Annotated in this window: 10 protein-coding genes; 7 read left to right on the top strand and 3 right to left on the bottom strand. The window is 64.0% G+C overall.

Annotation, left to right across the window (positions count from 1 at the left end; all coding sequences use genetic code 11):
- Positions 1–134 precede the first annotated feature (134 nt).
- Complete coding sequence (locus EBB56_RS01345) at positions 135–797, top strand: MOSC domain-containing protein (RefSeq protein WP_162816517.1); 663 nt, start codon at positions 135–137, stop codon at positions 795–797.
- A 230-nt stretch (positions 798–1,027) separates the two neighbouring features.
- Here EBB56_RS01345 and EBB56_RS01340 read toward each other — a convergent pair whose 3' ends face one another.
- The gene (locus tag EBB56_RS01340) at positions 1,028–2,797 is read right to left on the bottom strand and encodes a peptidoglycan DD-metalloendopeptidase family protein (RefSeq protein ID WP_108449703.1); all 1,770 of its coding nucleotides are present in this window, start codon (positions 2,795–2,797) and stop codon (positions 1,028–1,030) included.
- 440 nt (positions 2,798–3,237) lie between these two features.
- Between EBB56_RS01340 and EBB56_RS01335 the strand changes: the two genes are divergently transcribed.
- The gene (locus EBB56_RS01335) at positions 3,238–4,128 is read left to right on the top strand and encodes a LysR family transcriptional regulator (RefSeq protein WP_045991896.1); all 891 of its coding nucleotides are present in this window, start codon (positions 3,238–3,240) and stop codon (positions 4,126–4,128) included.
- Positions 4,129–4,252: 124 nt separating this feature from the next.
- Positions 4,253–5,254, top strand: coding sequence for a glutathione S-transferase family protein (locus EBB56_RS01330; RefSeq protein WP_045991897.1), 1,002 nt, complete (start codon positions 4,253–4,255; stop codon positions 5,252–5,254).
- Positions 5,255–5,336: 82 nt separating this feature from the next.
- Here EBB56_RS01330 and EBB56_RS01325 read toward each other — a convergent pair whose 3' ends face one another.
- On the bottom strand, positions 5,337–5,789 hold the full coding sequence (locus EBB56_RS01325) for a YaiI/YqxD family protein (protein WP_045991898.1): 453 nt from the start codon (positions 5,787–5,789) through the stop codon (positions 5,337–5,339).
- Between the two features lie 433 nt (positions 5,790–6,222).
- Here EBB56_RS01325 and EBB56_RS01320 point away from each other — a divergent pair, with 433 nt between their 5' ends.
- From EBB56_RS01320 to EBB56_RS01305, 4 genes are all read left to right on the top strand, one after another.
- Positions 6,223–7,959 (top strand): DEAD/DEAH box helicase, encoded by a 1,737-nt coding sequence (locus EBB56_RS01320; RefSeq protein WP_045991899.1) that lies wholly within the window; start codon positions 6,223–6,225, stop codon positions 7,957–7,959.
- A 363-nt stretch (positions 7,960–8,322) separates the two neighbouring features.
- Positions 8,323–8,859, top strand: coding sequence for a fimbrial protein (locus EBB56_RS01315; protein ID WP_052704279.1), 537 nt, complete (start codon positions 8,323–8,325; stop codon positions 8,857–8,859).
- Between the two features lie 118 nt (positions 8,860–8,977).
- The gene (locus tag EBB56_RS01310) at positions 8,978–9,673 is read left to right on the top strand and encodes a molecular chaperone (RefSeq protein WP_185696362.1); all 696 of its coding nucleotides are present in this window, start codon (positions 8,978–8,980) and stop codon (positions 9,671–9,673) included.
- Between the two features lie 62 nt (positions 9,674–9,735).
- Positions 9,736–12,234, top strand: a complete 2,499-nt coding sequence (locus tag EBB56_RS01305; protein WP_124802490.1) for a fimbria/pilus outer membrane usher protein — start codon at positions 9,736–9,738, stop codon at positions 12,232–12,234.
- Here EBB56_RS01305 and EBB56_RS01300 read toward each other — a convergent pair.
- Entirely contained in the window at positions 12,231–12,998 is a 768-nt protein-coding gene (locus tag EBB56_RS01300; protein WP_124802488.1) for a glutamine amidotransferase, read from the bottom strand. The genes EBB56_RS01305 and EBB56_RS01300 overlap by 4 nt on opposite strands.
- Positions 12,999–13,022: the final 24 nt, after the last annotated feature.

Below are 13,022 nucleotides of genomic sequence, written 5' to 3'. Positions count from 1 at the left end.
GGTGCGTCTTGATGCAGGGCGTCCAGCGGAGCCGGAGGATTCCCAGGCGGCATTCGCAAGCGGGGGCAAGGAGCACGACAAGCGCTCAAGCATGGGCGGCGAATAGCGACAAGAGAAGGAGGATGGGGGCAAGGATGGAATTTTCAGATGTCAGGGGGCCCTATATCAGCGAGCCGCAGATGCTGCCGGGCTTCGGTGAGAAGAGTGGTATCTACAAGGTCGCTGCCGCTGAGCCTCAATGGCTGTCCCGACTGGGGCTTTCCAATGACAGCCAGGCCAATCAGGTCGACCACGGTGGGGTGGACCGCGCCCTGTGTCACTACTGCGCCGATCACTATCCCCGCTGGAGCGAGCGCTATCCCGACGCCGGTGTGGTGCTGGAGGCCGGCGTGCTGGGTGAGAATATTGCGAGCCAAGGGGCCGATGAGCGCGAGGTGCGTATCGGTGACGTCTATCGCATCGGCGAAGCGCTGGTGCAGGTGACCCAGCCCAGGCAACCCTGCGCCAAGGTCGATGCCCGTACCGGCCAGCCGGGGCTGGCGCGGGCCTTTATGCAGGAGGCCCGGATGGGCTGGCTCTACCGCGTGCTGGAGGAAGGATGGATTGCGCCGGGGCCTGTCATCGAGGTGGTCGAGCGCGGTGATGAAAGGTGGAGCGTGGAGGCCTGCTGGCGGGTGCTGGAAGACCGCAGGGCGCCCCTGGATACCATGGCCGAATTGCACGGTGTCGAAGCCCTGGCGCAACACTGGAAGGACCAGTTGGTCCGGCGCATGGACTATTGGCGCGGGCGCGCCTGAGGACGGCAGGCGGGTGAATACCACGCGCTGTAGGGTGCTGCTGCGCCTGGCACCGAACCGACTGAGCCTGTCTTCTCTACACCTGTCTCTCGTGTGCCCCTGTCTCCTCTGGCTCTGTCTCCTCTGCCCCAGTCTCCTGGGCTGAAACGACAAGGCCCTGCTGTGTCGCAGCAGGGCCTTGTTGCAGGGCCTTGTTGCAGGGCCTTGTCGTGATCAACCGCAGCGGAGCATCAGATGTCGCTGTCGGCGGCCAGGTCGTTGGCCAGCGCCACTTCGGAGCCGGGCTTGGCGGTCTGAAGCGCGGCCAGGGTGGGGCCGGTTTCCTGCTGGAAGGAGGCCAGCGCCTGACCGGACAGGCTCTGGTTTTCCGGAAGGGCCACGCGCATCGCATTGACCTGATTGTTGTTGACCATGACCTCGTAGTGCAGGTGAGGTCCGGTGCTGCGACCGGTGTTACCCGACAGGGCGATCCGTTCGCCCATGGTCACGCGCTGTCCGGTGCTGACCAGCGGGCGCGACAGGTGCAGGTAGCGTGTCTTGTAGCCATTGTCGTGACGAATCACGATATAGCGACCCGCCGCCGGGTGGTTGCCGACCTTTTCCACGCGACCATTGGCCGGGGTCTCGATGCCGGTGCCGATCGGCACGGCGAAGTCCGTGCCCTTGTGCGGGCTGACGCGGCCGGTGATCGGATGGCGGCGGTTGAGGTTGAAGTTGGAGCTGATGCGGTAGCTGCCGGAGAACGGGTAGCGGTTGAAGGCCGGGTCGAGGCTCTGGCCTTCGGGGGTGTAGAAGTTGTTGTCCTCGGGATTGCGCACCAGCGTCAGGTCCATGCGCTCGCCGTCGTAGGACACCGCCAGCACGCGGGGGTCCAGGCGCTGGCCGTCGATGATGTCGGACTCGACCAGTACCCGGAAGCTGTCTCCGCGACGGGTGTCGCGGCGAAAGTCGAGCTTCTTCTCGAGCACCCGTGCCATCTCCGAGACTTCGGCACGGCTCAGGCCTGCGGCCTCGGCGGAGCGAGCGAAGCTGCCGCTCACGGTGCCGGCGTAAAGGCGTTGTGAGGCTTCGCCGGCACGCTCGATGGTCGCCACGTCAAAGCCTGAATCCTGGCGTTCGATCAGGTAGCCGTCGCGCACGTTCTTCATGATGCGCAGCGCCAGCAGTCGACCGTCCTCGCCAAGCTGATACTCGAAGGTGTTACCGACGCGCCAGCGGGTCAGCACGTTCTGGTCGGGCAGGTCCTCGAGCAGCGCCATGACCTCGCTGTAGCCCAGCCCCAGGGTCTTTTCGGCCATTTCGGCGAAGGTGTCGCCCTGCTGGACGCGATAGGTCTGCCAGGTCGGGACGAACGGCTCGTTGGCCGCAATCTCTTCCTCGAGCACGATCGGGCCTTCATCGAACAGTTCGAGCTCGTCTTCGCTGACATCCTCATAGGAAGTGGCGTCGCTGGCGACGTCCAGTGACTGCTGCTCCAGCAGCCCACTGGCCACGGTGCCGAGCACCACGGCGATATGCAGGGAGCCTTCGTCGAGCTTGAAGGCGGGCGGCTGCGGATTGCCGTCCAACGCAACTGGCGCCGCGGTGGATGAATCAGCGGCGCCAGGAAGCGTGCGAGAGGATTGTAAGGTAAGAGGAGGTAGTCCCGACGATGAACGCATGGCGTTCTCGAACTTGACGTCGGCGTGGGCCTCGTCGACGAAGTCGATGTCGACGATTTCGCTGGCCTTGAGCTGGGAAATCGGGATGTGCTGGCTGGTGGCATCCAGCGCCAGGTCGATGGCTTCGGCGACCTGGGTTCGCTCGAAGTTCAGCGATGGCAGTTCCGGCGAGGCAGACTCTCCTAGCGGAACCAGAACTGACTCCAGCGATTCATTGCCTCGCTGAACGTCTTCGTAGGTGGTGACAATCTTGTGGGCGCCCAGCACGGTGACCATGGTGGCAACGGGTAACAGCAGCAGCTTGTGCGTGCGGGGCAGCGAATGGAGGATTCGCATCATGGTAAAAGGGCCATAGAAAAATTGATGAAGGTAAATATATAGGCTATTGCACCATACCCCATGAAGTATGGTATGCCTAGACTGTATGGCCATACAGCGGATGGCGCATCGCCCGGTGGTTTATGTGACCGGGGGCGCCAGGAATGGATGAAGCTGTGACAAAACCCTGTTCGAACGCTGTTTATTAACTGTTGTTCATTGGACCCTTAGCGTTGAACAAATGCAACCCCCCGGTAAGTCGTAGTGCTTTCTACTCCCCCTGAAGGACGATAAGTCTCATTTTGTTGATATAAGTCCAATGACTGGCCAGGCGCCGTACAAGGCCTCGCGCGGGAGGGGCGTATCGTGATTTTCATCGATGCGACTTTCATCGATGCCAAGTCGTGTCATTGGCGCCGTCGGCTGGCATGCTCAATGGATATCGTCAAAAGGATTCAAGCATGTCGCGTGTCACGCTCGCACAGTGGCAGATGCTGGCCGCCGTGGTCGATCACGGTGGCTTTGCCAGGGCCGCCGAAGCCGTTCACAAGAGCCCTTCGACCCTCAACCATGCAGTGCACAAGCTGGAGGAGCAGTTGGGGGTCAAGGTGCTGGAACCGGTGGGGCGGCAGGTTCGGCTTACCGAGGAAGGGGCCTTGCTGCTGCGCCGTGCCCGCCAGTTGCTGGAGAGCTCCGACGCGCTCGTGGATATCGCCGCTCGACTGCGGGAAGGCCTGGAGGCCGAGGTGGTGCTGAGCATCGACCAGATCTTTCCCTCGAACGTACTGGCCAAGGCGATGGAAGCTTTCTCCAGCGCTCTTCCGCAAGTCAGGCTGCAATTGCACGAGTCGGTACTCAATGGTGGTGTGGAAATGCTCGAGGATGGCCGAGCCGACCTGGTGGTGTCAGGGGTGACCACGTCAGGCTACCTGGGCGAACCCCTGGTCAGCGTGCCTTTTATCGCGGTCGCTCACCCGGACCACCCTCTACATGCCATGAGCAGGCCGCTGGACCTCAGGGATCTGGAGCACCATCGCCAGGTCGTGGTGAGGGACTCGTCGCAAAGGGCGTCGCGCGATTCGGGCTGGCTCAAGGCCGAGCAGCGCTGGACCGTCAGCCATATCGCCACCTCGGTAGAGATGCTCGAGCACGGGCTGGGGTTTGCCTGGTTGCCCAAGACCCGCATTCGCGACCAACTGGCCAGTGGCCGGCTCAAGCCATTGCCGCTGCAGGCCGGCGGTACGCGTGAGGTGCCCATCCAGCTGTATCATCGCGACGCCGACCGGGCGGGACCCGCCACCAGGGCCATGGCGGAGCATCTGCGTCAGGCTGTCCGGGACTGCAGTTGCTGAGGTCTGGGCACATCGGAGGCAATGGGTTCGAAAGAATCGAAAGGTTGGCGGCAAAATGTGCGCTTGTAGTCGATTCTTTCCACCGTATGCTGGGCTCTCCAAGGCGCTTCACGGGAGAGACCGTATGGGACTGTTAATCGATGGGGTCTGGCACGACCAGTGGTACGACACCGAGAGTACCGGCGGCGAGTTCGTGCGAGAGTCCGCCCAGTTGCGAGACTGGGTCAGCGCCGATGGCGCGCCGGGCCCCGATGGCCAGCCAGGCATCAAGGCCGAGGCGGGACGTTTTCACCTGTACGTGTGTCTGGCCTGTCCCTGGGCCCATCGCACCTTGATCATGCGCCGACTCAAGGGGCTTGACGCGCTGATCGACGTCTCCCACACCAGTCCGCTGATGGGCGACAAGGGCTGGAGCTACAACGAGGCCGAAGGCTCCAGTGGTGACTCGATCAACGGCGTGAGCTTTCATCATGAGCTCTACACCCTGACCGACCCTCACTACACCGGTCGGGTGACCGTCCCGGCGCTGTGGGACAAGCAGCGCAAGCGCATCGTCAACAACGAGTCGGCCGAACTGGTCAGAATGTTCAACTCGGCCTTCGACGAGCTGACCGGCAATCGTCTCGACTTCTATCCCGAGTTCCTGCGCCAGACCATCGACGAGATCAACGCCGACGTCTACGACAACATCAACAATGGTGTCTACAAGGCGGGCTTTGCCTCCGATCAGGCGGTTTACGAACGTCACGTCTCGGCGCTGTTCGCCTGTCTCGACAGGCTCGAGGCGAGGCTTGCCAATCATCGCTATCTGGCCGGAGCCTGGCTGACCGAGGCCGATATTCGTCTGTTCACCACCCTGGTGCGTTTCGATGCCGTCTACCATGGCCACTTCAAGTGCAACCTCTATCGCATCGAGGACTATCCCAATCTGTCGCACTACCTGCGCGAGCTCTACCAGTGGCCGGGTGTCGCCGAGACCGTGGACCTGGATCATATCCAGCGCCACTACTATATGAGCCACGACACCATCAATCCCAACGCCATCGTGCCGTTGGGGCCTGTGCTGAGACTGGATCGGGACCACGACAGAGAGCGTCTGGCCTCAGAAGGCGTCTACCAGGGCTGAGTCAGACGCTGGCGGAGAGGATCCGCTGGTGAGCCGTGGGTGGGGGAGGGGACCGGCTCGTGAGCCGGTCCGGGCGGCTCGATCAGCGTGCGTGCCTGGCCAGCCAGCGATCGAGGGCGTTGGCAAACTCCCGTCGATCACTGTCCGAGTAGCCCTTGGGGCCGCCGGTGTGCTCGCCGCTGGCACGCAGCGTCTCCATGAAGTCGCGCATCTGCACGCGTGCCTTGATGTTGTTGCGATCCAGGGTCTCGCCTCTGTTGGTCATTACCATGGCCCCCTTGTCCAGCGCCTCCAGTGCCAGCGGTAGATCGGCGGTGACCAGCAGGTCACCGGGTGCGATGCGGCTGACGATCTCGTTGTCGGCGGCGTCGAAGCCGTGGCTCACCGCCATGGCCTTGACCCACTTCGAACTGGGCAACGGGATCTGGTGGTTGGCGACGAACCAGGTCTGGGTGGTGGTGCGTTCGGCGGCGCGGACGATGATGTCGCGAGCGACTCTGGGGCAGGCGTCGGCGTCGACCCATAGTTGGGGCATTGGTGTCTCCGGTGCAGAAAAAGGGGGCTCGATCATAAAAGGGCTGGTCAGAGCCACGAGTCGATGGTAGCATGCGCCCTCCTCGCATGTGTTGACCCCACCATCATGACGCAGCGACCTCCGACGCCCAAGCGGCCTCGAGAGTTCAAACAGATGCTGCAACGCGCAAGACGCGTTCGAATTGTGAAGATGGAGCACCCGACGTCGATCCCGACGCCCGCGGTGCAAACGGTCGCCACGATGGCTCCACGCAGTTGCGTGAGCCGATGCCAGGTGCGACCGGCGTCCCCGACTCCGAATGTTGACAACAGACTTGTTGACCTTGCTCTACCACGAGTAGAGCGACGTATTTCTGTTCGCCCCGAATACGGGCGCGTCAGGGACGCCAACCACGTTATTTTGCCGGTAACCCCGGCCTACCAAGGTGTGATTCATGACCTCGACGACTGTCGCTTCACCGTCTTTTGGTGATCTGGCCCTGCTGCCTGCCGTTCTCTCCGCCATCGAGACCCTGGGCTACGAGACTCCCTCGCCCATTCAGGCGCAGACCATTCCAGCCCTGCTGGAAGGCCGCGACATGCTGGGCCAGGCCCAGACCGGCACCGGCAAGACCGCTGCCTTCGCGCTCCCCATCTTGTCTCGTATTGAACTCGATCGGCGTGAGCCCCAGGTGCTGGTGCTGGCGCCGACCCGCGAGCTGGCTCAGCAGGTAGCCGTCTCCTTCAGCAAGTACGGCCAGAACCTCAAGGGTCTGGAAGTCGCCACCCTGTGCGGCGGCCAGGAATACCGTGAGCAGCTCAGCGCGCTGCGTCGTGGCGCCCAGGTAGTGGTCGGTACCCCCGGCCGCGTCATCGATCACCTGGATCGTGGCAGCCTCAAGCTTTCCGGCCTCAACGCTCTGGTGCTGGACGAAGCCGACGAGATGCTGCGCATGGGCTTCATCGACGACGTCAAGCGTGTTGTCGCCGATACCCCCGAGAACGCCCAGCGTGTGTTCTTCTCGGCGACCCTGCCCACCGAGATCGAGCGCATCGTCAATCGCTACCTGGTGGATCCGGTCAAGGTCGCCATCGAGGCGCGTACCACCACCGCCGAGAGCATCGAACAGCGCCTGGTGCGCGTCGATGGTGGCGCCAAGCTGGAAGCGCTGTCGCGCATCCTTGAAGTCGAGCCGGTGGACGCCGCCATCGTGTTCGTGCGCACCCGTGCCGCCTGTACCACTCTGATGGAGCAGCTGTCTGCGCGTGGCGTCAATGTCGCCAGCCTGTCCGGTGATCTGGACCAGAGCCTGCGCGAGCGCACCATCACTCGCCTCAAGCGCGCCAAGGTCGATGTGCTGATCGCCACCGACGTGGCCGCTCGTGGTCTCGACGTGCCGCGCATCACCCACGTCATCAACTATGATCTGCCCCAGGATGCCGAGGCTTACACCCACCGCATCGGCCGTACCGGCCGTGCCGGCCGCAACGGTGTGGCGATCACCTTCGCCGGCTTCCGTGAAGGCCGCAAGGTAGGTTGGCTCGAGCAGGCCACCGGCCAGAAGATGGCGGTCATGGAGCTGCCCGACGAGGCCGCCATTCGTGCCCACCGCGACAACGTCTTCCATCAGCGCGTGATCGCCTCCGTCACCAAGGGTGCCGAAGAGCAGCGTGCTCTGGTCGAGCGTCTGGTCGAGGAAGGCTACGATCCCATCGAGCTGGCCTGTGCCTTCTCCGCCATGGCGCGCGCCGACGAGGCACCCATCGGTCGCCTGCAGGCGCCGCGCAAGGAGCGCAATGACCGCGCCCCGCGTGACGGCAAGCCGCAGCGTCGCCGCGAGAGCCGTGGACCCAGCGAAGGCATGACCCGCTACCGCGTCTCCGTCGGCCACAAGGATGGCGTCAAGCCTGGCCAACTGGTCGGAGCCCTGGCCAACGAAGGTGGTATCGAAGGCGCCCGTATCGGCCGCATCGACATCCGTAACGGCTTCTCCACCGTGGAGCTGCCCAATGGTCTGCCGGCCAGCATCCTGGCCAAGATGGCACGTGCCCGTGTGGCCGGTCGTCCGCTGGAAATCAGCGAAGACCGTGGCGGTGATCGCGCTGAGCGTGGTGGCGAGCGCAGCGGCGAGCGTGCTCCCCGTCGTCGTCGCGATGACGAGGCGCCTGTGCGTCGCCAGTCGCGCGCCTGATCGAGGTGCCAGGGGCCTGAGCCGACAGCTTGTACAAGGCCCCTGTTGATCCGATGACGCATCGGATCACGACAAGGCAAGTTTCGTGAACGGGCCGGTGGATATCCACCGGCCCGTTTGCGTGTGCATGTTTCGCTGGCTTCCTGGGCGTTGGCTCCCGGGGATCGGGCCCGATGTTCATCCCATTCCCTTGCATGTCGACTTTCTCCCCGCCTGACCTACGTCAACCTCTGACCCGATGCTGCCGCTCCTGATGGTCGAAGCACGACATAATGTTGCAAAGTGTAACATCCAGGTGCGGTGACAGGGTCTCTCTTGTCCCGGCCGGGCTGAAGGCATGATTGCAATGGAGAGCGACGGGACATGGAACGGAAAACAGGCAAGGGATGGCTGCTTGGCGTCATGCTTTTTACCCTGGCAGGCAATGGATACGCCGCCACCGGCACCATCACGATATCCGGGAAGGTGCTTGCCACGACCTGTACGGTAAAGGTCAACAATGCGGGAACCGGGGATGGCACTGTGGTGCTTCCCACGGTCAGTGTCAGCGATTTGAAGAGCGGTGAGACGGCGGGTGACACCTCCTTCACCATCGACATGAACTGCTCCGCTGCCGTGGACAATGTGAAGCCGTACTTCGAGCCTACCAATGTCGATGCCGCCACCGGCTATCTGGTGAATACCGCAGGTACCGGCGGCGCCAAGAACGTCGAGATACAACTGCTCGACCATACCAACAAGGTGATCAATCTGATCGCCAATGATGCCACCGCGATGGATCTGGCCGACGACACCACGGCGACTCAACTTCGCTACACCGCGCGCTATTACGCCAGTGGCGCGGACGCCGTCGCGGGGACCGTCAGCACCTCAGCGGTGTATACCCTGAACTACCAATAGATCTCGCAGTCCGCCCGCACTGGCAGAAGTGCGCGGAGGTAGGGCGTCTGGCAAGGCTTCATAAAGGCTACAGAAAGGCATAGGGATCATGCGTGTACGGGAGTCGTGGGGAAGGGGAGTGGCGCTGTTGGCGCTGGTGGCGCTTTGCAGCCTTGTCAGTCGTGTCGATGCCAGTGTGGTGGTTTCGGGCACCCGGGTGATCTACCCCGCCGATGCCAGGAATGTGAGCGTCGCGCTGACCAATGCGGGCGATACGCCCTCGCTGGTGCAGGTGTGGATCGATCGTGGCGACCCGGACTCCACGCCGGAGAGTGTCGAGGTGCCGTTTCTGACGACACCGCCGGTGACACGCATCAATGCCCATGGAGGACAGGCGATTCGGATCGCCTATCTGGGCGAGGTGGCGCCTGTCGATCGCGAGTCTGTCTACTGGTTGAACGTGCTGGAGGTGCCCGCCACCCAGGCGGCGCCGGACCGAAACGTGCTGCAGCTGGCATACCGCACCCGCATCAAGCTGTTCTATCGACCCGTCGGGCTTGCCGCTTCCCCCGAGCAGGCCGCCGAGCAGCTTCACTGGGAGCTTGAGCGGGGGCCAGGCCGCTGGACGCTGGTGGCCCGTAATGAGAGCCCCTACAGTGTGTCGCTTCGTCGGGTCGGGCTAGGCAACGAAGAGCACCAGGTCACGGCTCGTGGCAGCCTGATCCCGGCCCAGAGCTCCCGCCGTTTCGGCATCGAACCGCTGGCAACCTCCCAGGGTTTCTTCGATTGGATCAATGACTACGGGGTGACGCAGCGGCGCCGATTCGAGCTGTGAAACGTCTGTCCGGCACAGCAGCCGGCAAGGTTCGAGGCTTGCGGCGGCACGGAGGCCTGTCTGTGCTCATTGCGCTGGGGCTGTCCCTCGTCACCGACGCCGGTCTGTCCGCCCGGGCCGACGACGGTAGCAGGGTGACCGGCGGTGCGTCCGAGCGCCGGGTCGAGTACGCCTTCAACGCCAAGCTGCTGAAAGGATCACTCCAGGGCATGGACCTGACCCGCTTCGAGCAGGGTATGACGGTCCCCCCTGGTCGCTATGAACTCGACGTTCTGGTCAATGGCCAGGCGTTCGGTCGCGAGACGGTGACGATCGGTGAGGACCCGGAAGGGACGCGTCTGTGTCTGTCGCTTGATGCGATAAAGCGCCTGCCGCTGAAGCCCGCGGCAGGGGGAGGCGACTCAGGCCGCGAGTGCGTCGATCTGGCCGCTCGCTATCCCTACGTCGATAGCTCGACCGACTCGGCGAACATGCGACTTGAACTGAGCGTGCCCCAGGCCTATCTGCGGCATCGCGTCAGGGGAAAGGTGCCGGCCGAGGCGTGGCAGGACGGCATCAATGGCGCCTTTGTTCGCTACAACAGCAATGCCTTCCGTGGCGAGCGCGACGGGCAGGAGTCCCGTGAGGACTATCGACTCGGGATCAACGCCGGGGTGAACCTCGGCGGTTGGCAGCTTCGTCACAATGCCAGTCTCGATGACGCCAGTGGCGAGACCGCCCACTATCATGTCACCAACACCTACCTGCGCCACGACGTGACGCCCTGGCAGGCCGACCTGGTCATCGGCGAGTATCAGACCTCCGGGATGGGATTCGAGTCGATACCCTTCACCGGCGTCCAGCTCGCCAGCGACGATGCCATGCTGCCTCCTTCCCGGCGGGGCTACGCCCCGGTAGTGCGAGGCACCGCTCGCACCAACGCCAGGGTGACGGTCCGTCAGGGGGAGGACGTCATCTACGAGACCAGCGTGACGCCCGGCCCCTTTGCCATCGACGACCTTTACGCCACCAATGTGGCTGACGACCTTGAGGTCACCATTACCGAGGCCGACGGCAGCGAGCGCGCCTTCGTGCTGCCCTATACCTCGGTGGCACAGTTGCTGCGACCCGGCGCCCACCGCTTCCACCTGACCCTGGGGGAGTATCGGGATGACGGCCTCGTCGACCTGCCCCGGTTCGTTCAGGCCGAATACCGACGCGGGGTCAGCAATCGGCTGACGCTATACTCCGGCGCCATCCTGGCCGAGGACTATATGGCGGGGCTTGCCGGTGGCGCCGTGTCGACCCTGTTGGGCGCCTTCGCGCTGGATGCCACCATGACCCGGGCGAATCACCTGGAGGCGCTGAGCGGTGAGCCGGAGAGCCCGCGTGGCGAGAGCTTTCGTGTGAGCTACAACACCCGTTTTGATCCCACCGACACCGAGCTGTCGGTGGTCAACTACCGTTTTTCCAGTCAGCACTATCTGAGCCTTTCGGACGTTGCGCTGCTGCGCGATGACGGCATGACATCCTCACCACGGGACCGCGAGCGCCAACGTCTCGAGGTCAATCTGACCCAGACCCTGGCCGGCGGCACCAGGCTGTTTGCCTCTGGCATCAGCGCCGACTACTGGGATCGCGAGGACGCGACCACCTATCAGGTCGGTGTCAGTCGTGGCTTCTCCTGGGGCACCCTGAGCGCCACCGCAGGCCGTAGCGAGACCGAAGGCGACTACACCAACGAGTTCTACCTCAATCTCAGCGTTCCGCTGGGAGGCCACCTGCAACTGACCTCCAATCTGGCCCATCGGGGCGATCATCGCTCGGGCCAGTTGAACCTCAGCGGCGACAGCGGCGCGCTGAACTATGGTGTCTACGTCAACCACAGCCGTGATGACCGGTCGCACGATTCAAGCTATGGCGGCAACCTGGGGATGGACACCTCCAGGGTACGTCTTGGCCTCAACCTCAGCGCCGGAGATGACTACCGCAGCTACAGCGCCAGCGCCGATGGCACCGCCATTGCCTATGCGGGTGGCCTGGTGCTGACGCGGGATCAAGGCGAGACCATGGCGGTCATCGAGGCGCCGGGCGCCAAGGGCGCGGCGATTTCTCAACATGACCAGGTGTTGCTGGACGGGCGAGGCAAGGGGGCGATCAGCGGACTGACACCTTACCGCTACAACCGGGTGGCGCTGGATCCCTCCGGCATGACCGATGGCGTCGAGCTCAAGGGCAATGCCAGGCGGGTAGCGCCTCGCCGAGGCGCTATCGTCAGGCTGACCTACGACACCCTGGTGGGGGCGCCGACCCTGGTGCGGGTGACCACGCCGGCGCCTTTCGGCGCGCAGTTGATCGACGCCGATGGAGACGTGCTGGCGGTGCTGGGTCAGGGGCGCATGGCAGTGGTCAGGGGAATCGATGCACACCGCGGCTATCAGCTTCGCTGGGGGCCGAGCCCGCGGGAGCGCTGCCGCCTGACACTGGAGCCGCAACGCGAGGCGACGCCGCACCAGGGTGCAGCGCCGCGTATCGCCCAGCGCCAGGCGACCTGCTTGCCTGGAGATATCTCGTCTGGCTAGCTTCGCCGATCGAACAGGGTTAGGGCGAAGGCGTCCAGCAGGCTGCTGGCCTCGGGGGTCTCGACCACAGACCGCTCGAGTGCCTCGACGTCCTCGTCCTGAGCGACAAGAATATCGCGCTGGTGCGCCAGGTAGGCCGCGGTCACCTGGACGGTGAATTCCGGGTGGAACTGCACGCTGTACTGGGCTGGGCCATAGCGCAGGGCCTGGTTGGGGTCATGGTCGTTGGCCGCCAGGACCGTGGCGGTCTCGGGGCGTGACAGGGCGCTCTGGGCGTGGGTCAGCTGGGCGGCGAAAGCATCGGGCAGCGCACCGAACAGCGGGTCCCCGCGACCGGCCTCGGTCAGCGTGAGGGTACGCGTGCCGCATTCCCGCCCCCTGGGGTGGTAGCCGGCGCTGCCGCCGAAGGCTTCGGCCATCAGCTGGTGGCCATAGCACACGCCAAACAGTGGCAGGCCACAGTCGAGCGCCTCCCTCAGCCAGGGTTTGAGCGCTTCGCTCCAGGCTTCCCGGTCGGACACCATGGCGTGGGACCCGGTCACCATCACCCCGTCCTGATCAGAGATTGCCGGCAGCGGTTGGCGGCGAACGTCGATCACCTCGATGACGCCGCCACGACGACGAAAGCCGTCGAGACGTGCGCTGAACAGGTCCTCGAAGTCGCCGTGCTCGGCGACGACATCGGCGAAGCTGTCACCGGTCTTGAAGATGGCAAGGCGAGGCGGCTCAACAGGCCTCGCCGGGCTTGAAGCAGTGTGGGTCACGGTCTTGGCTCGAAAAGGGGAATC

The sequence above is a fragment of the Halomonas sp. YLB-10 genome (genome assembly GCF_003856855.1).
Classification (GTDB): Bacteria; Pseudomonadota; Gammaproteobacteria; order Pseudomonadales; family Halomonadaceae; genus Halomonas; species Halomonas litopenaei.
The sequence above is the reverse complement of the archived record's forward strand: the minus strand, read 5'-3'. Positions and strand labels throughout refer to the sequence as shown.